This is a genomic window from Chryseobacterium lacus (genome assembly GCF_003336205.1).
Classification (GTDB): domain Bacteria; phylum Bacteroidota; class Bacteroidia; order Flavobacteriales; family Weeksellaceae; genus Chryseobacterium_A; species Chryseobacterium_A lacus.
Genome location: NZ_QPIE01000007.1, coordinates 92,138 through 113,671 on the forward strand (window position 1 = coordinate 92,138; position 21,534 = coordinate 113,671).

Below are 21,534 nucleotides of genomic sequence, written 5' to 3' on the forward strand. Positions count from 1 at the left end.
GAATTTCCTATTTTTGCGTATTAATTTTTATTTGAAATGAAGGAATTTTCAAAAGAAGTTTACCTGCAGTGGTATGCTGACATGACAATGTGGAGAAGGTTTGAAGACAAATGCCGTTCTCTTTACCTGAAACAAAAAATTAGAGGTTTTCTGCATTTGTACAACGGTCAGGAAGCCATTCCCGCAGGTTTTGTTCATGCTATGGATATGTCTAAAGACAGTATGATTACGGCATATCGTTGTCATATTCATCCGATGGCGATGGGCGTTGATCCCAAAAGAATCATGGCCGAACTTTGTGGTAAAGCTACAGGAACTTCAGGAGGAATGGGTGGTTCTATGCATATTTTCAGCAAAGAACACCGTTTCTATGGCGGACACGGAATTGTAGGCGGACAAATTCCTTTAGGCGCAGGAATTGCATTTGCAGATCAATATTTTGATAGAAAAGCGGTGAACATCTGTTTCTTCGGAGACGGTGCAGCCAGACAGGGTTCGCTTCATGAAACCTTCAATATGGCCATGAACTGGAAGCTTCCCGTGGTTTTTGTAGTTGAAAATAACCAGTATGCGATGGGAACTTCAGTAAAAAGAACTGCCAATCATGAAGATATTTATAAATTGGGATTAGGTTATGAAATGCCTTGTCTTCCTATAGATGCGATGGATCCTGAAAAAGTGGCAGAAGCCGCTTATGAAGCAATTGAAAGAGCAAGAAGAGGAGACGGGCCAACTTTCATTGAAGCCAGAACGTACCGTTACCGTGGACATTCCATGTCGGATGCAGAAGCGTACAGATCCAAAGATGAGGTGGAACTTCACAAACAGGATGATCCGATTCTGCTGGTAAAAGAAAGAATTCTGGCCAACAATTGGGCTACAGAAACAGAACTGGAAGAAATGGATAACAAATCGCGCTCATTTGTGGAGGAATGTATAGAATTTATGGAAAACTCACCATATCCCGATCCGGAAAAAATCTACGATTACGTGTACGCACAGGAAGATTATCCGTTCTTAGATAAATTAGAAAACTAAATCGAATTGAGAATGAATGAATTTGAAAAGCTTTTTTCAGATGAATTTATTTTACTATAAAAAAATATACATTTGAGATTTTGAGAGGAATCTAACTTTCAAATTTCAATTTTTTTCAATTTTTCAAATTAGAATTATGGCTGAAGTAATTACAATGCCCCGTCTATCAGATACTATGACGGAAGGAAAAGTGGCCAAATGGCACAAAAAAGTAGGAGATACTGTGAATGAAGGGGATATTCTGGCGGAAATAGAAACCGACAAAGCCGTGCAGGATTTTGAATCTGAAATAAAAGGAACGCTTTTATATATCGGTGTGGAAGAAGGAAACGGTGCGCCGGTAGATTCCGTTCTGGCCATTATCGGAGAACAGGGAGAAGATATTTCTGCGCTTAAAGAAGGTGATAATTCCGACGACAAGAAGGATAATGAGATTCCTGAAGATTTCAAAACTGAAAAAGAAAATACCGCTGTAGAAACCTCTGAACCTGTGGAAAAAGAAACAGATCACGAAGAAACTTCCGCTACTGAAATTCCCGAAGGTGTAGAAGTAGTAACGATGCCCCGACTTTCCGATACGATGACCGAAGGTAAGGTAGCAAAATGGCATAAAAATGTAGGAGATACGGTGAAAGAAGGCGATATTCTGGCTGAAATAGAAACTGATAAAGCGGTTCAGGATTTCGAGGCAGAAACCACCGGTACCTTGTTACATCAGGGTGTTGCTGAAGGAGAAGCTGCACCTGTAGATTCTGTTTTAGCCATCATTGGTCCCGAAGGAACCGATGTTTCCGGAGTACTTTCCGGCGGAAAGAAAAAAGAGGAAACGAAAAAAGAACCACAAAAAAAAGCCGAAGAAACTGAAAAATCAGAAACTGTTCAGCAACAGGATTCGACGCTTCCGGGAGATAGAATCGCTATTTCTCCGTTGGCTAAAAAAATGGCTAAAGAAAAGGGAATCGACATTAGTTCGATTCAGGGTTCGGGAGAAAACGGGCGTATTGTAAGAAAAGATATTGAAAATTATCAGCCTTCAACAAAATCTGCCTTTTCGGAGACTGCAGCATCTTCGCCTAAAGCAGCGCAACCCGCTATGAATTTTGTACAGGGAGAAGACAGCGAGACACCAAATTCACAAATCAGAACCATTATCGCCAAACGTTTGTCTGAATCCAAGTTTACGGCACCGCATTATTATCTCATTATTGAGGTGAATATGGACAAAGCCATTCAGGCCAGAAAAGAAATTAATTCACTTCCCGATACCCGCATTTCTTTCAACGATATGATTATCAAAGCTACAGCGATGGCGCTCAGAAAGCATCCGCAGGTAAATTCATCGTGGAAAGAAGACCGAATTGTTCATCATGGAAATATTAATGTAGGTGTGGCAGTTGCCGTTCCGGACGGATTGGTAGTTCCGGTACTGAAAAACACGGATCAAATGAATTATACGCAAATTTCTGCTGCCGTGAAAGATATGGCTGGCCGTGCAAAATATAAAGGTCTGAAAGCCAATGAAATGGAAGGCTCCACATTCTCGGTTTCCAATTTGGGAATGTTCGGAATCGACACATTTACTTCCATTATCAATCAGCCGAATTCTGCCATTTTATCTGTCGGAGCGATTGTTGAAAAACCCATCGTGAAAGACGGACAAATTGTGGTGGGCAATACCATGAAACTTTCCATGGCTTGTGACCATAGAGTTGTGGACGGTGCTACTGGTGCGGAATTCCTGCAGACGTTAAGAACGTATCTGGAACAACCGCTGACCTTGCTGTTGTAACCAATTAAGAAATAATCAAAAAATCCTCTCAAAACACAGCTTGAGAGGATTTTTTTTCATGATAATTATTGTATTACTCTTTTACAGAATTTTCTTCAAATTCCGAATATCATTAATTTCTTCTTTCAGCTTCTTAAAATTTAACTCATATTATAGGTATCTATTTTACGAATTATCACATTCAAAATATAGCAAAAATTAATGATCTCAATTAAAACTGAAACGCTCTAAATTTTCATTTGATCTTAATTCCGTTTATTTCCTTATTTTTGAAGCTATGATCAGAGCAAAAAAAATTCATAAATCATACGGCGATCTGGAAGTGCTGAAAGGGGTAGATCTCCACATCAAAGAAGGCGAAGTGGTGTCTATCGTAGGAGAGTCTGGTGCAGGGAAATCTACGCTTTTGCAGATTTTAGGAACCCTGGATATGCCTACACAACCCAAACATTTCGGCACTGAAATCGCACTGGACGGCCAGTCTTTCGTAAATATGAACGATCGGCAGTTGTCCAGATTCAGAAACCAGAACATCGGTTTTGTTTTTCAGTACCATCAGCTTCTGCCGGAATTTACGGCACTCGAAAATGTGTTGTTGCCCACCAGAATTGCAGGAAAAAATGAAAAAGAAAGTTTGGAAAAAGCATATCGTCTGTTCGAAGACCTGAACATTGCAGACCGTATTCATCACAAACCCAATGAAATGTCTGGTGGTGAAGCTCAGAGAGCTGCTGTAGCGCGCGCACTCATCAACGAACCGAAAATTATTTATGCCGATGAACCGACAGGAAACCTCGACTCTAAAAATGCGGACGATTTGCACCGGCTTTTCTTTGATTTGCGGGACAAATACAACCAGACTTTCGTGATCGTGACCCATAACCCGAACCTCGCAGAAATTACCGACAGAAAACTGGTGATGAAAGACGGAATGATCATTTAAATTTCTTAAAACCAAATAACCATGTCCATAAAATTCCTTGCAGAAGACGACCGGCCGAGAGAAAAATTCCTGATGAAAGGAAAAAATGCGCTTTCGGATGCCGAACTTTTGGCCATCATCATGGGAAGCGGAAACCGGCAAGAAAGTGCGGTGGATTTGGCACGAAGAGTTTTAAATACCGTTGAAAACAACTGGCATCAGCTCAGCAAACTTTCTGTAAAAGACCTGATGAAATTCAACGGAGTAGGCGAAGCGAAGGCGATTTCAATTGCATCAGCTTTGGAAATCGGAAGGCGAAGAGCTGCACAGGAAGTTCCTGAAAGAAAAAAGATTACCTGCAGTAAAGATGTTTTTGAGTTTCTGAAACCCTATCTCGGGGACTTGCAAACAGAGGAATTCTGGGCAGTTCTTGTGAATCAGAACAATCGTATTCTGCATTTTTCACAACTCACCACCGGCGGAATCAGCAGTTCGATTGTGGATGTTCGTATTTTGTTTAAAACTGCGCTGGAACATTTTGCTACTGCTGTTTTTGTTGCACACAATCATCCTTCCGGAAATTTAAAACCCAGCCAAGAGGATATCAGGATTACCAAACAGATTGCCGAAGGAGGGAATTTTCTCAACATCAAATTGCTCGATCATCTGATCCTGAATCAGACGAGTTATTACAGTTTTGCGGATGAAGGGCTGCTATGATAAAAAAAGTTTTACACCAAGATATTGACCGCGAAAAATACAGAAATTGCTTACAAAATGCCGTGAATTATCGGGTGTATGCAGAAGATTGGTATTTAGATGCACATACAGATTCAAAATGGGATTGTCTGGTTTATAACGATTACGAAGCGGTAATGCCGCTGCCTTATCTTAGAAAATTTGGACTGAAAATAATTTATCAGCCTATTTATTGCCAGCAATTAGGCGTGTTTCATCACCCGAATTTTGACAAAAATAAACTCCAACAGTTTTCTAAGAAATTCGGGCAGCTTCCGGTTTATTTTTATCAGCTGAATGAAGAAAATGCAGATTTGAATTTTGCTGACACAAAGGTGAAAAAAAACCATCTTTTACCTTTGAATGATTCCTACGAGCAGTTGCGAAAACGCTATCGCAAGGGTAGAAAAAGCGATATAAATAGTATGAAAAGAAGATCACTGAGAATTTCTTCTGAACTTCAGCTTCCACTTCTTATTCAGGAACTGTCAAATAAATATCCTTATTTTACATCACATTATGAACAGCCATGGTTCAGTAATCTGTTGAACGAAATTATTTCCAGAAAACAATTTACTTATTATCAGCTTTTAGATGGTGTAGAAACAGTTTCATCTGTTTTCTTTGCTCACAACAAAAAGAGGATGATTCTGCTTTTTTCTACCAGAAATGAAAAGCCGGAACACCGCGGTGCCAACAGTTTTTTGATTGACCACTTTCTTCAGAATCATGCTAATCAGGATTTAATGTTGGATTTTGAAGGATCAACCGTTCCCGGAATCGCCGATTTTTACGAGAGTTTTGGCGCAAAAGCTCATCCTTATCATCGAATAGAAAATTCTAAATTACAACTGTTCAGGAAAATTATAAAAGTGTAAATGTTGCCTTCAAAATTAAATCATATTATTAAAACTTTTTCCGGAATTTTTCCTTTGGACTTCTATTGGCGTTGGACAAAAAAGCTACAGGTTTTACCTTTTTATCATACCGTGTCAGATCATCCTTTGCCTCATTTCTCGGAATTAAAATATTTTCGAAGCAAAAATAGATTTCTTGATGATCTGGATTTTTTCACTTCCCATTTTGAAAATATTTCGATGGCTGAAGTGGGAAAGGAAAAGAAATCCTTTCACCTTTCTTTTGATGATGGCATGGCGGAAATGTATTCTGTAGTATTTCCCATTCTGCAGGAAAAAAAGTTGGATGCCACATTTTTCATTAATACAGATTTTGTTGACAATAAATCCATGTTTATTTCGCATAAAATCAGTCTTTTACAGCATGAATTAAAAAAATCTTCACAGAATAGACAGCGCATTTCGGGTTATCTTGAATGTGAAACCGGAGCTATTCATTCTTATCTGAATAGAATTAATTCTGAAAAAGCGGATGAAATTGCCAAACTGATTCACCTTGATTTTACAGAATATTTAAAACAACACCAGCCTTATCTCACCACAAAACAAATTATAACGCTGAAAAACGCGGGTTTCACGATTGGAAATCATGGAAAAAGCCATAGGAATTTCAATACATTGACTTTTGAAGAACAAAAAAATGAAATAGAAACCGTCAATTCTTTTTTGAAACAATGGGGCGTGGATGATTTGTTTTTCTGCTTTCCTTACGGCGATTATAAAATTAAAAATGAACTGTTCCACTGGATGTATCAGGAAGGCGGAATTGAAAAATCTTTTGGTATTTCAGGACTTAAAGAAGACGGATTTCCCCGACATCATCATCGTATTTTAATGGAACATGAAAATTTTTCGGCAGAGGAAATCATCAGATCAGAATATTTATATTTCATGTTGAAATCGGTTTTAAACAAAAATAAAATAAGGAGATGATCAGAAAAATATACCGGACAGTTTTTTCTGAAAAAATACGGCTTCAATTTCATATCATACTGATGAAATTAAAAGCCTTATTCCTTCGCGGCAACCGTTATTTCTGTCCGTGTTGCGGAAAAGGTTCTTCGAAATTTTTAAGAAAAGGGAATGGACTGGACTATCGTGAAAATGCTGTTTGCCCTAATTGCGGGTCTTTGGAACGCACCCGGCTTCTCTATCTTTATCTCAAAAATGAAACCGAAATCTTCAATGGTTCATCTCGCATCTTGCATTTTGCACCGGAACATATTTTGAAAAAGAAATTAATCAAAAATCCGAATTATAAAGATGTGGACATCAACCCGAACTTTGCCACATTGAAAATGGATATTACGGATATTCAATTTCCGGATAATTATTTTGATTATATCATTTGTTCACATGTTTTAGGGCATATTCCCAATGAAAGAAAAGCTTTGAATGAGTTGTTTCGCGTGTTGAAATCGGATGGTAATTTATTTATTTTATCACTGCTGGATCCCACTATGCACGAAACGCTGGAAGATCCTGATGCGATTACTCCTTTGCAAAAACTTCACAAATATGGAGAAAGAGATCTCGAACGGTTGTATGGCGCAGATTTTTCTGAAAGAATCAGCACATCTGAAATTAGAATTGAAAAAATTGATTACAGAATTAATTTCACTGAGCAGGAACGGCAAAAAATGTCATTAGGCGATGGCAAAAGAGAAATTATTTATAAAGTGGTAAAGACTTCCCAACATTGCTTTCACTTATTTTAAGTAAATTCGCACTCTCAAAATATAGCATGTCTGGCATCAGTAGTTTTTTCACTTCGTCTTTTTTCCCGTACTTTTTCGCGGTACTTTTGGCCATTCCGTTTATCGTGTTATTGCGAAGGTTTGTGTTCGAGTATATTAAGATGAAAAATCAGGAGCTTAAAATGCTCTCCGTTAAAGGAAATGCTGAAAATAAGAGCCAGGCGTACGAGAGAATGACCTTGTTCATGGAAAGACTGAAGCCCGCAAATCTGGTCAGCCGGTTTGATAAAGGATTGGAAAAACATGAATTTCTTTTCCTGACAGAAAAAGCCATCACCGAAGAATTTGATTATAACGCTTCGCAACAACTGTATATGACCAAAAACTCTTGGACACAGATTGTACAGTCGAAAAACGCAATGCTCAAAATGCTGCACGATACCTATGAAAGCCTGAGTGACGATGCCGGTTTGGAGGAATTCAAAACCATCTTGCTAATGAATTATATGAACGGCGAAGATTTTATCGGTAATACCATAGATATGCTGAGAAGAGAAGTCCTTTTAGTAACATAACAAAATTTTATTATAACAAATGATACCCAATTTTAAAGCGCATCCATGGCATGGAATTTCCGCAGGGGAAGAAGCTCCCGATGTGGTGAATGTTTTTGTGGAAATAGTACCCAGCGATACTATTAAATATGAAGTAGATAAAGCCAGCGGTTACCTGAAAGTGGATCGCCCACAACAATTTTCCAATATTATTCCTGCACTTTACGGATTTATTCCTAGAACTTACTGTCATGATGAAGTCATGAATCTCGCCATTCAGAGCGGCGCAGAAGACGTTTCGATGGGCGATCATGATCCTTTGGATATTTGCGTGCTGAGTTCCCACAACATTCATGCGGGTGGTATGCTGATGGAAGCCCTTCCGATTGGTGGTTTTAAAATGATTGACAAAGGCGAAGCGGACGATAAAATTGTAGCCGTGATGAAGGGAGATCATGCTTTCGGGCATTTCCGCGATATTTCTGAACTTCCACAAGCGGAAGTGAAAAGGCTGATGCATTATTTTCTGACGTATAAAAATCTTCCCGATGAACCTGCCAAATGCAGAATTCAGGAAGTGTACGGAGCAGAACACGCTAAAGAGGTTATCGCTGCGTCACAAAATGATTACGCCAACAAATTCGGCGGATAAAAAAAATAGATTTCAACATCAAAGGCGGGTAAATTTTACTCGTCTTTTTTTATGGATTTAAGATTTCATAAGGAAAAAATTCAATGGGAATGTAAATGTTAAACAGATTTTATTATCTTTAATCTTTATTAACATTATTAAAAATTCTAAACTATGATGGATTTGTTCTATTTGATACCCGTATTTGGGGTTATTGCTTTGCTGTATACTTTTATACAAAGCAACTGGGTGAAAAAACAGGATGCCGGAAATGAGAAAATGCGCACCATTAGTGGGCATATTGCTGACGGAGCGATGGCTTTTTTGAAGGCTGAATACAAAGTGCTGATGTATTTTGTGGTTATCGTGGCCATATTACTTGCGCTGCTAGGGTCTTCTCATGAAGCATCTCATTGGTCGATTGGTCTGTCCTTTGTAGTGGGAGCTATTTTCAGTGCTGCTGCAGGATATATAGGAATGAAAATCGCCACCCAATCCAATGTACGGACTGCGGAAGCAGCCAGAACCAGCCTTTCGAAAGCACTCAAAGTTTCTTTTACCGGGGGATCGGTGATGGGAATGGGCGTTGCCGGACTTGCTGTATTAGGGCTAGGAGCCTTGTTTATCATTATTAGAGAAATCTTTGCTCCGGGAGCAGGAGTAGATACCATCGAAATGGAACGCACTATTGAGATCCTTACAGGGTTTTCTTTAGGTGCTGAATCTATCGCACTTTTTGCCAGAGTAGGTGGCGGTATTTATACCAAAGCAGCGGACGTAGGAGCGGATCTTGTAGGAAAAGTAGAAGCCGGAATTCCGGAAGATGATCCTAGAAATCCAGCTACAATTGCAGATAACGTTGGAGACAATGTGGGTGATGTTGCCGGAATGGGAGCCGACTTATTCGGATCTTATGTGGCTACAGTTTTGGCGACCATGGTATTGGGAAGAGAAACTTTTTCTCAGGATGCCTTCGGAGGATTTGCACCGATACTTCTGCCGATGATGATCGCCGGAATCGGAATTTTATTTTCCATTGTGGGTGCTTTTTTTGTGAAGATTGGAGAAGCAGCAGAACTCAATACCGCTCCTGTACAGAACGCTTTAAACATGGGCAATTGGGGAAGTATTGTGCTCACAGCTATTGGCTCTTATTTCCTTGTCAATTATTTATTGCCTGAAACCATGACTTTAAGAGGTCACGAATTTACCAAAATGGGAGTTTTCGGAGCCATTATCGTAGGCTTGGTAGTCGGAACTTTAATGAGTATCATCACAGAATATTATACAGCAATGGGCAAAAGGCCTGTGAACAGTATTGTACGCCAGTCTTCCACAGGGCATGCAACTAACATTATTGGCGGGTTGTCTGTGGGAATGGAATCTACACTTTTACCGATTTTAGTTCTGGCTGGTGGTATTTACGGATCTTATCTTTGCGCAGGATTATACGGTGTAGCAATTGCTGCAGCCGGAATGATGGCCACTACTGCGATGCAGTTAGCAATTGACGCTTTCGGGCCAATTGCAGATAACGCAGGTGGAATTGCAGAAATGAGTGAACTGCCGAAAGAAGTTCGGGAAAAAACGGATATTTTAGATGCCGTAGGAAATACTACTGCAGCAACAGGAAAAGGTTTTGCTATTGCTTCTGCAGCGTTAACAGCATTGGCATTATTTGCAGCTTTTGTAGGAATTGCAGGTATTGACGGAATTGATATTTACAGAGCTGATGTATTGGCCGGTTTATTCGTTGGCGCAATGATTCCGTTTATCTTTTCTTCATTGGCTATTAAAGCTGTGGGTGAAGCTGCAATGGCGATGGTGGAAGAAGTTCGCCGTCAGTTTCGAGAAATTCCCGGAATTCTGGAAGGAAAAGCAGAACCTGAATACGAGAAATGTGTGGCGATTTCTACTGAAGCTTCGATTAGAAAAATGATGCTTCCGGGAGCTATCGCATTGATTTCGCCAATTCTGGTAGGATTTATTTTTGGTCCCGAAGTTCTGGGAGGATTTTTAGCCGGTGCAACAGTTTCAGGGGTACTGATGGGAATGTTCCAGAATAATGCCGGAGGTGCGTGGGATAATGCTAAAAAATCTTTCGAAAAAGGTGTTGATATTAACGGAACAGTATTTTACAAAGGTTCTGAGCCTCACAAAGCTTCTGTTACCGGAGATACTGTGGGAGATCCGTTCAAGGATACCTCAGGCCCGTCAATGAATATTTTGATTAAGCTGATGTCCATCGTTTCTCTTGTTATTGCACCTACTTTAGCGGTAATGCATGCGGACAGCATTTTGGAAAACAGAAACAATAAATTGGAAGCATTACAGTTAGCCGCAATGGGAAATACAGCTCATGGAACCCAAACTACGCTGACCACAGTACCTGCTTTGGATTTAGCATCGCCTTCCGGAGCAATGAACGAAAATGGAGATTTCGTTTATTTTACAGGAAACCAAACCAATATTCAACTTCCTAACGGTGAAGTAATGACTGTCGGTGAAATGAGCCAAATCGCTTATCTGAGCCGCGAACTGAATACGGGAAATCCTGATCTTCTCACAGGAGAAAAATGGTTTCTTGTTGAGAATATCTTTTTTAGTTCTGAAAGCAGCGACTTGAAACCGGAATCTGAAGCGGCGATTCAACAACTTTACCAACTTCTTAACGCTTATCCTACGATGAGAATTAAAATTGGAGGCTATACAGATAATACCGGAAATGAAAGTACCAACATGAAACTTTCTAAACTCCGTGCCGAAACGGTGAAACTTCAGCTGATGGAATTGGGAATAGCAGCCGACAGAATGGAAGTGGAAGGTTACGGTTCTGCTAACCCGCTGTGTGAAGCCAATGATACAGACGAATGTAAAGCAATGAACAGAAGAATAGGTGTGAGAATCCTTTCTCTATAAAACAAATTTTATATTTATTGAATCATGCGCTGCCTTTTGGTGGCGCATTTTTTTCAGAGCATTCTTTTTAAATTCTCTGCAGCCTGAAAAAGCGTTTCATCTTTTTTAGCAAAACAAAACCTGAGTTTTCCTGTATTTTTCTTGTCATGATAAAAAGCTGAATACGGAACAGCGGCTACTTGTGCTTTTCTGACGAGCAGCTCAGAAAACTCCTTATCAGATAAATATGAATTATAATTTAAGAAATTGACGGTCTGAAAATAACCGCCCTCGCAAGGTTCTGCTAATTCAAAAGGTAAATCCCGCATTAGATTATTGAATAAATTTCTCTTTTCCAGAAAGAGCAATTTTTGTTTTTCAGCATCGAATACATCCAAATATTTCGATAAAGCATATTGTGCATGAGCATTTACGGTGAAAGTAAGACATTGGTGAATTCTGGAAAAAGCACTGATATTTTCCGGCGAAGCGATCACGTAACCCGCCTTCCAACCCGAAATATGAAACATTTTCTCAAATGAAAAAACACAAAAACAGCGATGCCGGATTTCCGGATGATGATACGCACTGATAAACTCCTGTCTGCCATAATGAAGAACATCATATACTTCATCTGAAATCACCACAATTTGCGTATTTTCTATAATTTCCCATAACAAATCCCAATCTGCCGCAGACCATATTTTCCCGGTAGGATTTTGCGGAGAATTGATGATAATAGCCTTGGTTTTCTTGCTAACAGATGATTTTATTTTCTCCCAATCCGGTTCATTATTCTGTTTTAAATCTATAAAAACAGGTTTTGCATTTCTGATTTCTACCGCATGGCGATAGGTATCATAACAGGGTTCCAGGATGATCACTTCATCTCCGGGTTTGAGGAATGATGCAAAAGCGACATATATCCCGTAAGTAGCTCCCGGAACTACCATGATTTCGCTTTCGTGAAGCTTCAGCGGAAATTTTCTGCGTGCATTAAACTGAATGATACTTTCTTTTAGAACTGGTAACATAAATGCCGCGGCATACGGATTCATATCATGACTGGCTGCATCAATCAGGAATTTTTTCAAACGCTGATCTAAAGGAGAATCCGGAGAACCTTGTGCGAGATTTAACGCATCATATTGCGCAGCCAGTTCAGCTATTTCTGAAAAAATATTCAGGCCGTTTTCAATTTGAAGATTTTCAAGGATCATGAACCAATAGTTTTATATCATATAATAATTTTGTTAAAAATAAACATTATTATTTATAGAAGTCTCGAATAATGAAATATATGTCAAACTTAATTTCATCGGGGATGGAAATAAGCAGAATTAAAATAAATTTTTATCTTTAGAGAAATTTGAAAATCATGAAATCTTTCCTTCTTCCGGCTTTGGCAGCGTTTGCACTATCTTCATGTACCACAATAAACTTAACTCATGAAGGCGCTCTTTTTAAAAAATCTATAGAAAGCATTAGTTCTACGGATCTGAAGAAACATCTTTACATCATTGCTTCAGATGAAATGGAAGGCAGAGAAACCGGTTCGGAAGGACAAAAAAGAGCCGGAAAATACATGGTTTCCGAATACCAAAAAATGGGCGTTTCGCATCCCAAAGCGATGGAAAGTTTTTTTCAGACCGTACCTCAAGAATATCTTGGAGCACGACGTGGGAAAACATATCCTGAAAGTGAAAACATTCTCGCTTTCATCGAAGGAACAGAAAAACCCCATGAAATCATTGTTCTTTCCGCACATTATGATCATGTCGGAAAAAATAAAGCCGGAGAAATTTTCAATGGTGCAGATGATGACGGAAGTGGCACTGTGGCTTTAATGGAAATTGCAGAAGCTTTTCAGTTGGCGAAAAAAGCGGGAAAAGCGCCCAAAAGATCTGTTCTTTTCCTTCATGTTACGGCGGAAGAAATAGGCTTGGTTGGCTCTAAATATTATGTGGAAAATCCGGTTTTTCCTTTAGCAAATACGGTGGCCAACTTGAACATCGATATGATTGGAAGAAGTGATCCCGAAAATAAAGGTAAAAATTATGTGTACGTTATCGGTTCAGACAAACTTTCTACTTCTCTGAAGAAAATTAATGAAGTTTCTAATGCCGCAACAGTTAATCTTGAACTGAATTATAAATATGATGATCCTAATGATCCTGAAATGTTGTATTACCGATCAGATCATTATAACTTTGCTAAAAATAACGTTCCCGCAGCGTTTTATTTTAATGGCATTCACGAAGATTATCATCGCCCGACGGATACTCCGGATAAAATCGATTATGAATTGCTGAAGAAAAGAACGCAGCTTGTTTTCGCCACCGCTTGGGAACTTGCAAATAGAGAAGAACGCATTGTAGTTGACGTGAAAAGCAGCCAGTAGTTTATAAAACAGATCAATGAATATTTCCTGTTTCTGCTCTCGAAACAGGAAAATTTATTTATTACATTTGCACTCCGGCTCCATAGTTCAACGGATAGAATAGAAGTTTCCTAAACTTTAGATCCAGGTTCGATTCCTGGTGGAGCTACAAAAAGAACCCACTCTTTAGAAGCGGGTTCAGTAGATAAAAACATCTCATTTTTTAGTTAGACAACAACAAAAAGAGAAGCCGACGGTGCTTCTCTTAAATTTTATTCAAGTTTAAAATTAATTTGAGTGATATATGTAAATGTATTTTTCATTATTGAAAGTATTCAAATGTACTGAAAAATACGGTGCAAAACATGAACCAAATGTTAAAATTCACACGTTATCCACAGAAAATTGTTGATAAGTTGATTTTTAAAACAATTGAATGACATCTTGTTTTTGGTCAAAGTCATTTAACAAAAGTTTAACGCTGTATTGGCATCGATTATGTTTTGTCATTGCGTGGATTTATCGCAAATTTACGCTTCATAACGAAATTAATTATGTCAGAATTACATCAGGCTGAGGATATCCGGAATTTAACAGAAAAAGTAAAAGAACTCAATTTATCTTTTTCAATACTTAAAAAAGAAATTAATAAAGCCATTATCGGTCAGGAATATATGGTCGACCGCCTGCTGATCGGGTTGCTGGGAAACGGACACGTTCTATTGGAAGGAGTTCCGGGACTTGCAAAAACCTTGGCGATAAAAACTCTTGCAGAAGCTGTTCGTGGTGAGTTTTCCAGAATTCAGTTTACACCCGATCTTCTTCCTGCAGATGTGATCGGAACTCAGATTTACAATATAAAAGACAACGATTTTTCTATTAAAAAGGGGCCGGTTTTTGCCAATTTTGTTTTGGCAGACGAAATCAACAGAGCACCTTCCAAGGTACAGTCGGCACTGCTCGAGGCGATGCAGGAGAAACAGGTCACCATTGGCGATGAAACATTGTCGCTTCCTACACCGTTTCTGGTCTTGGCAACTCAAAACCCGATCGATCAAGAGGGAACTTATCAATTGCCCGAAGCGCAAAGTGACCGCTTCATGCTGAAATGCAGAATTGATTATCCGGATTTTGAAGACGAAAGAAAAGTGATGAGAATGATGTCTTCATCGCATCAGCCACAGATTATGCCGGTCATAAGCCTCGATTATATCACGGAAGCCAAGTCTCTGATAAATCAAATTTACTTAGACGAAAAAATAGAAAAATACATTCTGGATATGGTTTTCGCAACCCGTTATCCCGGAAAATACGGACTCTCCGAACTGACAAATTATATCGCTTTCGGTGCTTCGCCACGAGCTTCTATCAATCTGGCTATTGCTTCCAGAGCATTGGCTTTCCTGAGAAACAGAGCTTTCGTTATCCCTGAAGATGTGAAGGAAATTGCAAAAGATGTACTTCGCCACCGTATTGGTTTAAGCTTTGAAGCCGAAGCAGAAGAAATGACACCAGAAAATATTGTTGATAAAATTCTGGGAAAAATTCAAGCCCCATAACAAATCAACCATTATTATTTTGAAAGAATTTTCCAGGGATGACTTTGAATTATGGAAATAAAAGACATCGTTAAAAAAGTAAAGCAGATAGAAATCCGAAGCAGAAGAAGGTCGGAAGCTATTCTCATGGGACAGTACCACAGTGCTTTCAAAGGACAGGGAATGACTTTTTCCGAAGTTCGCCCGTACCAGTCAGGTGACGAAATCCGCCGAATCGACTGGAATAAAACAGCGCGTTTTCGTGAGCCTTTCGTAAAGATTATGGAAGAAGAACGGGAACTGACCATGATGCTTCTTGTGGATATTTCAGCTTCAATGGACTACGGAACCAAAACGCAACTGAAAAGAGAATTTGTGGCAGAAATTGCTGCAAGTCTTGGGTTTTCTGCTGCGGGAAACAATGATAAAGTAGGACTGATTCTGTTTGCGGATAAAGTGTATAAAGTTGTTCCTCCACAGAAAGGAAGAAAGCACATTCTGGCAATTATCAGCAATATTCTCACCGCAGATTATATTGCTGCACCGGCAAAAACGGATCTCGCTTTGGAATATATGATGGGTATTTTCAAAAAGAAATCGCTGGTTTTTTTGTTTTCTGATTTTGAAGATAATTATGATCTCCGGACATTGAAAGTAGCTGCCCGCAAACATCAAATTTTAGGAATGCGAGTTTCTGATGAAAAAGACAATGAAATTCCGGATGTTGGATATGCACTATTTCAGGATGCAGAATCGGGACAACAGGTCTGGGCAAATACTTCAAACAAAAGATGGCGTTACGATTTCGCGGAAGCTAAAAAACAAAAAGTAAGACAAGTGACTGAAGATTTCGAAGCAGCTTCAGCAGCGTTGATGAATATCTCTACCGGCGAAGATTATTCCAAATATTTATATCAGTATTTTCGGAAAAAATGAGAAGTTTCAAAAAAATATCATCAGTCGTTTTTTTGTTTATCAGCCTTGCTGTTTTTTCGCAGACTTTAGGTTCCAATCTGGATAAAACCACGCTTGCGCTCGGCGAAATAGGAACTTATACGGTTGTTATTTCCGGACTTCAGGATAAAACGGTGCATGCAGCACCGGTGAATGAGCTGCTACCTTTTCATTTCGAAGAAATAAAAGACAGCACCAACATTGCCAACGGAAAGTATACCCGCGTGATTGAGTTTGCCATTTTTGAAGAAGGAACATTCTCTATTCCTGTTCTGGAATTCAACATCGGAGGCGAAATACAAAAAACGATTCCTTATGAAGTAGAAGTCGTGAATACCGCTACAAAAGAGGATGAAATTAACGACATCAGAGAAAATAAAGAGATTCCGCTGCAAATTCTGGATTATTGGGAAATGTACAAATGGTATATTCTGGCAGCATTGGCCGTGATCGCAATTATTTTTCTTATTATTATGTTCAGAAAATATGGTAGAAAAGTAAAAACTTCACCTGTTGTAAACACCAATAAAACACTTAAAGAACTCGACTTGTTAAGAAAGAAAAAATACATAGAAAATGAGGATTATCGCTCGTTCTATGTTGAATTAATGGATATTTCACGGAATTTTATTACCACACAATACCGTATTCCTGCAGATGTTTTGCTGACGGACGATCTCATTGAAGTATTACGAAATACAAACCGGATTTCTAAGGAAAACGAAAAAGTAATTGAAGAGGCATTTCTACGGGGAGATATGGTGAAATTTGCTAAGATTTTCCCCACAAGCAGTATGATGGAAGAGGATTTCAATGCCATTCGGAATTTTGTAAAGAGGTCTACCAAAGATCTGGAGTTGGAACAATTACGAACCGGTGTATAAAAGATGAAAATTAATGTTTGAATTTTTAAACTTTGAGCTGCACAACCCTTGGTTTCTATTGCTTTTTTTGCTTTTTATTCCGTTGTTGTACAAGGATTTTAAAAAAAAGGAAACCAAAGCGGTCACTGTTCCTTCAGTTAGTGGAATGCAAGAAAACACCAACATCCGCATTGTGATGACGCTTCTGATGTTGTCAAAATATTTCATTCTTTCAGCACTTATTATTGCTATGGCCAGACCGCGGACTTTTACCATATCTGAAGATCGTGATGAAACCAAAGGCATTGATATTATGCTTTCTGTAGACGTTTCCCTCAGTATGCTTGCCCGGGATTTAGAGCCTGACCGGCTGACGGCACTGCAGGATATTGCCCGCCGTTTTATTGCGAAAAGATCAAATGACAGACTGGGATTGGTCATCTATTCAGGGGAAGCTTTTACAAAAGTTCCGATAACATCTGATCATCAGGTTATTATTGATGAAATTTCCGACATCAGAACGCTGGAATTGGAACAGGGCACAGCAATAGGAGAAGGGCTTTCGGTTGCGGTTTCTCATTTGAAAGACAGCAAAGCGAAAAGTAAAATTATTATTTTGATGACCGATGGCGTCAACACGATACAGAATGCGATGGATCCACAAGTCGCTGCTGAACTCGCTAAATCCAACGATATCAAGGTGTATTCAATAGGAATTGGAACGAACGGATACGCATTAATGCCGACTCATCAGGATATTTTTGGAGATTTAGTTTTTACCGAAACTCAGGTTCATATTGATGAAGCAACGTTACGTGATATTGCAGAAACAACTGGAGGAAAATACTTTAGAGCCACCTCGAACGAAAGCCTAGAAGAAGTGTATAATGAAATTAATTTACTTGAAAAATCGGATATCGCCACCTCCCGATTGTATGATTATCAGGAATATTTCAGATATTTTCTTTGGATAGCACTCGGTATATTGCTTTTGGATGCGGCGTTGCGCTGGTGGATGTTTAAATTTATTAATTAAAAAAAGATGAACTGGAGCTTAGGTAATTACTGGTATCTTTTTCTGCTACTGCTTGTTCCGCTGCTGGCAGTAGTTCTTGTAAATTACCGGAAGTGGAAGAAAAACAGAAGAAATACATTTGCAGAAACCCGATTTCAGGATGAACTTTTTGAAGATAAATCACCGTTTTATGGAGTTTTTCCTTTGCTGTATTTTATTGCCCTCGTTTTTCTGATCTTTTCAATTATCGATTTATTGGGCGGAAAAGAAGAAATAAAATCTTCCCAAAAGATGAACAATGTCATTTTTGTTTTGGATGTTTCCAATTCCATGAATGCAGAAGATGTGGAACCTAACCGATTGACATTAGCCAAAAACCTGATCATTAATACGATGCAGAAAATGACTAATGACAGAGTAGGGATTGTGGTTTTTGCCGGCGAAGCTTCTTCCATTATGCCATTAACAACAGATTATTCAGCTGCGGAAACCTACATTTCCGGTATTGAAACCAATATTATGAAAATTCAGGGAACAGATTTTCTGAAAGCGATGGAAGAAACCGCCAGAAAATTTAAAAACATTGCCAAAGGTTCCCGAAAAGTTGTTCTGATCAGTGATGGCGAAGACAATGAAGGAAATGAAGATCGCGCCATTCGCCTTGCTAAAAATGAAGGAATGAGCGTGATTTCTGTTGGAGTTGGTTCGGATGAAGGTGCGCCGGTTCCGGTGTATGTTTTCGGACAACTGATGGGATATAAAACTGACAGAAGCGGACAAACAATACTTTCGCAGAGACAAACGGTTGCTTTGGAAAAAACTGCTCGATCCACAGGCGGAACGTATATAGATGGCAATAATCTGGAACAGGCGATTCAACAAATCCACGATGCCCTGAACAATAAAAACAGTACAACCGAAAGCTTGGTTCAGTCTCATAATTCTATTCATTATTATCAATATTTTCTGGCGGTTTCGCTGCTGTTTTTTCTCCTCATCTATTTCCTTAATCCGAAAAGAGATCTCAATGTTTAAGTTTTCCCCTTATTATCAGGGATTTGAAGCTGTTTTTAACCAAACTTTAACGCCATCCTGTCTTTTTTATTAACATTTAAAGAAATAATTTTGCAGCAATGAGGAATACAGGCATTTTTGTCTTTTTTGTACTTTTTTTTCTGGGTGGATTTTCCTCTGCTCAAAGTCGTTATAATATTTTGATGTATGAAGGAAATCAAGCTTTTAAGAGCAATAAGTTTGAAGCTGCTACATCTAAATTTATGGAAGTGGCCAGAAGTGACGAAAAGGATTTTGCAGCACATTATAATTTAGGAAACTCATTGTATAAAAGCAAAAAATACGAAGAAGCCAAAGCTGAATTTGAAAAAGCCGGGCAAATAGCTCAAACGTTGTCGGACAAAGCATCTGCTTTACACAATCTTGGAAATACTTACATGAAACTGAATCAGCCTGAAAAAGCCGCAGAATATTACAAACAATCCCTGAAACAGGAACCTCACAACGAGGCAACCCGAAAGAATTATGAAATCGCAAAATTGAAGGAAAAGCAAAATCAGCAGAACCAGCATGAAAGTGAAGGTAAAAACGGCGATGAGCAGGACCAAGGACAACAAGGCGATGGAAAAAACCAAAATGAAGGACAGCAAGGGCAGGGAAAAAGTGATAACAGCAGTGCCGATGGAAAAAACAATGACGGTACACTTCCCAAAGGTATGGAGGATGCTATACTGAAAAAAATAGCAGAAAAAGAAAGGGAAACGGCACGGCGTATTCTGAACAAAGATTCCTATTCCATTCCCGAAAGCAATGAGAAGGACTGGTAAATGAAGAAATTTTTCTACATATTATTTCTGATTTTTTTCGCTGCCGGACAAGCTCAGGTAATGCTGGAGGTGAAAACAGCCAAAAAAGATTACACTGAAAATGACGATATTACTGTCACTATTTCCTTGGAAATCAGCGGAAGAGATCTGGTGCAGGAAACTTCTTTAAAGATGTTCGACTTGTCAAAATTTGATGTGATAACCAACGGCTCGAACCGAAATACTTTTATCGATCAGAAAACCGGAGTTTTTGTTGACCATAAATTTTATCAGTTTGTTCTTAGACCAAAAAAACCCGGACGTATCAAAATTGGTTCCGCTTCTGTTGTGGTGAACGAAAAATTATATTACACCGAACCTTTCGATATTTTCGTAGCACCATCAGAAAAAAAAATGGCTGATAATGATGCCAATGATGTTTTCCTGAATGTGGAATTGAAGGAAGCCGAGGTCTATGAAAATCAGCCTACAGTTGCCGTTTTGAAAGCTTTTAGCAGGAATATTCATAATTTTAGAAAAGTAAGAAATATCCGTCTTCCACAGCATGACAACGCCAATATACTTCCGGTAAGTTTTGCGAAATCGGATATTGAACCTTCCTTAGATAATGCGGCTTCACAAGTGTTGGCTATTTATTTAATTTATCCTAAAGAAGCCGGAAGACTGCAACTTTCCCCAGTTTCTGCGAATATCTCTTCCAAAAAAAATACGATTGTTTCCAACAAAGTGAATCTTCGGGTGAAGGAACTTCCGGAAGATGCGCCCGATCATTTCAAAAATGCGGTTGGAAAATTCAAGGTTCAGCTTTCGCATAACGCTAAAGGAAAAGCAGAATTAGAGAAGCCAATTTTGGTAGATGTAAAAATTTCTGGCGTTGGAAATTTTGAAAATCTTGAAATACCGGAAATCTCGAAGTCTGCCGATTATACTTTTTTTCCACCAAAGATTACGAAAAATACCACCGTAAATGAAACTGGAATAAAAGGGGAAATTATCGCCAGTTATGTGGTCATTCCTAAGAAAACGGGCAAATTAGATATCCAGGCGGAACCGTTTTCATTTTTTGATCCTTCTAAGCAGAGGTATGTGGACGCAGGAAAACAAATGGTTTCATTAGAGGTTTTTACACACAGTGAAATTTTATCTTCCAGAACTCCTTTGGAGCGCATGAATGAATATTCCAATACGGTTTTGGAAACAGTAGCAAGTCCTGTGGTGAATACAGAAGTGCTCAAAGTGAAGGAACATAATTCCATTAAATGGAGCACAGTACTGCTTAATACACTCATTTTCTTAACTGTAATCGTGTTGTTTTTTCTGTTACGATATTTTCAAAAAACAAATAAAAAAAATAAAAATACTTCACCACTTCCTCCGGTAACTACGGTGCAGGAGAAAGAGCAGGAAATAAAATCCAATCTGAAAGCAGACATCAACGATTATTTTTATTATTTAAAAAAATTACATCATGAACAGGAATATGATCTTTTTTTCCAAACGGTGGAAGAAATGGATCAGGAAGTCAGAAATCAGTACTTTCAGAACTCTGAGCAGGATTTCAAAATTTTTCTGGAAAAGCATCAGGGACCGCAGACCGCCGATGAATATAGAAAATTGAAGCAGCAGATTCAGATAGAAAAGTTTGCTCCGTTACATGATGAGGAAGGAATGGATGCCCTCATGGAAGCCCTAATTAAATTGTATTCTAAGATTAGTAAATAATCAAAAATAATTCATAATTTTGCGGAATTATTAATTG

Annotated in this window: 19 protein-coding genes and 1 tRNA gene; 19 read left to right on the plus strand and 1 reads right to left on the minus strand. The window is 38.7% G+C overall.

The window, feature by feature from the left end:
* Window positions 1-36: 36 nt before the first annotated feature.
* From pdhA to DQ356_RS10070, 10 genes are all read left to right on the plus strand, one after another.
* A complete protein-coding gene (pdhA, locus tag DQ356_RS10025) occupies window positions 37-1,038 on the plus strand; it encodes a pyruvate dehydrogenase (acetyl-transferring) E1 component subunit alpha (RefSeq protein WP_114304359.1) in 1,002 nt (333 codons plus the stop codon).
* Between the two features lie 136 nt (window positions 1,039-1,174).
* Entirely contained in the window at window positions 1,175-2,827 is a 1,653-nt protein-coding gene (locus DQ356_RS10030; RefSeq protein ID WP_114304360.1) for a pyruvate dehydrogenase complex dihydrolipoamide acetyltransferase, read from the plus strand.
* A 277-nt stretch (window positions 2,828-3,104) separates the two neighbouring features.
* Window positions 3,105-3,770, plus strand: coding sequence for an ABC transporter ATP-binding protein (locus tag DQ356_RS10035; protein ID WP_114304361.1), 666 nt, complete (start codon window positions 3,105-3,107; stop codon window positions 3,768-3,770).
* Window positions 3,771-3,791: 21 nt separating this feature from the next.
* Entirely contained in the window at window positions 3,792-4,469 is a 678-nt protein-coding gene (gene radC / locus DQ356_RS10040; RefSeq protein ID WP_114304362.1) for a RadC family protein, read from the plus strand.
* The gene (locus DQ356_RS10045) at window positions 4,466-5,365 is read left to right on the plus strand and encodes a hypothetical protein (RefSeq protein WP_114304363.1); all 900 of its coding nucleotides are present in this window, start codon (window positions 4,466-4,468) and stop codon (window positions 5,363-5,365) included. The genes radC and DQ356_RS10045 overlap by 4 nt, the downstream gene beginning before the upstream one ends.
* Window positions 5,366-6,337, plus strand: coding sequence for a polysaccharide deacetylase family protein (locus DQ356_RS10050; protein WP_114304364.1), 972 nt, complete (start codon window positions 5,366-5,368; stop codon window positions 6,335-6,337).
* Between the two features lie 62 nt (window positions 6,338-6,399).
* Window positions 6,400-7,122, plus strand: a complete 723-nt coding sequence (locus DQ356_RS10055; RefSeq protein WP_166413100.1) for a class I SAM-dependent methyltransferase — start codon at window positions 6,400-6,402, stop codon at window positions 7,120-7,122.
* A gap of 26 nt (window positions 7,123-7,148) precedes the next feature.
* On the plus strand, window positions 7,149-7,676 hold the full coding sequence (locus DQ356_RS10060; protein WP_114304366.1) for a DUF7935 family protein: 528 nt from the start codon (window positions 7,149-7,151) through the stop codon (window positions 7,674-7,676).
* A gap of 19 nt (window positions 7,677-7,695) precedes the next feature.
* Window positions 7,696-8,307: an inorganic pyrophosphatase gene (locus DQ356_RS10065; RefSeq protein WP_114304367.1), complete on the plus strand. Its 612-nt coding sequence runs from the start codon at window positions 7,696-7,698 to the stop codon at window positions 8,305-8,307.
* A gap of 156 nt (window positions 8,308-8,463) precedes the next feature.
* Window positions 8,464-11,205: a sodium-translocating pyrophosphatase gene (locus tag DQ356_RS10070; RefSeq protein ID WP_114304472.1), complete on the plus strand. Its 2,742-nt coding sequence runs from the start codon at window positions 8,464-8,466 to the stop codon at window positions 11,203-11,205.
* 53 nt (window positions 11,206-11,258) lie between these two features.
* Here the strand turns inward: DQ356_RS10070 and DQ356_RS10075 are convergent, their stop codons facing one another.
* Window positions 11,259-12,404 carry an aminotransferase class I/II-fold pyridoxal phosphate-dependent enzyme gene (locus DQ356_RS10075; RefSeq protein WP_114304368.1) on the minus strand — a complete coding sequence of 382 codons (1,146 nt, stop codon included), beginning with the start codon at window positions 12,402-12,404 and terminating at the stop codon, window positions 11,259-11,261.
* A 158-nt stretch (window positions 12,405-12,562) separates the two neighbouring features.
* On the opposite strand from DQ356_RS10075, the gene DQ356_RS10080 reads away from it, so the two are divergent.
* The 9 genes from DQ356_RS10080 (at window position 12,563) to DQ356_RS10120 (ending at window position 21,497) form a co-directional block, all read left to right on the plus strand.
* On the plus strand, window positions 12,563-13,585 hold the full coding sequence (locus DQ356_RS10080; RefSeq protein ID WP_114304369.1) for a M28 family metallopeptidase: 1,023 nt from the start codon (window positions 12,563-12,565) through the stop codon (window positions 13,583-13,585).
* 76 nt (window positions 13,586-13,661) lie between these two features.
* Window positions 13,662-13,733 (plus strand) — tRNA-Arg (locus DQ356_RS10085).
* 385 nt (window positions 13,734-14,118) lie between these two features.
* Complete coding sequence (locus tag DQ356_RS10090) at window positions 14,119-15,123, plus strand: AAA family ATPase (protein WP_114304370.1); 1,005 nt, start codon at window positions 14,119-14,121, stop codon at window positions 15,121-15,123.
* 51 nt (window positions 15,124-15,174) lie between these two features.
* Window positions 15,175-16,038, plus strand: coding sequence for a DUF58 domain-containing protein (locus DQ356_RS10095; protein ID WP_114304371.1), 864 nt, complete (start codon window positions 15,175-15,177; stop codon window positions 16,036-16,038).
* Window positions 16,035-16,940, plus strand: coding sequence for a BatD family protein (locus tag DQ356_RS10100; protein WP_114304372.1), 906 nt, complete (start codon window positions 16,035-16,037; stop codon window positions 16,938-16,940). The genes DQ356_RS10095 and DQ356_RS10100 overlap by 4 nt, the downstream gene beginning before the upstream one ends.
* A 13-nt stretch (window positions 16,941-16,953) precedes the next feature.
* A complete protein-coding gene (locus tag DQ356_RS10105; RefSeq protein WP_114304373.1) occupies window positions 16,954-17,955 on the plus strand; it encodes a VWA domain-containing protein in 1,002 nt (333 codons plus the stop codon).
* Window positions 17,956-17,961: 6 nt separating this feature from the next.
* Window positions 17,962-18,969, plus strand: a complete 1,008-nt coding sequence (locus tag DQ356_RS10110) for a vWA domain-containing protein (protein ID WP_114304374.1) — start codon at window positions 17,962-17,964, stop codon at window positions 18,967-18,969.
* Between the two features lie 98 nt (window positions 18,970-19,067).
* Complete coding sequence (locus tag DQ356_RS10115; RefSeq protein ID WP_114304375.1) at window positions 19,068-19,775, plus strand: tetratricopeptide repeat protein; 708 nt, start codon at window positions 19,068-19,070, stop codon at window positions 19,773-19,775.
* Window positions 19,776-21,497, plus strand: a complete 1,722-nt coding sequence (locus tag DQ356_RS10120; RefSeq protein WP_114304376.1) for a BatD family protein — start codon at window positions 19,776-19,778, stop codon at window positions 21,495-21,497.
* Window positions 21,498-21,534 lie beyond the last annotated feature (37 nt).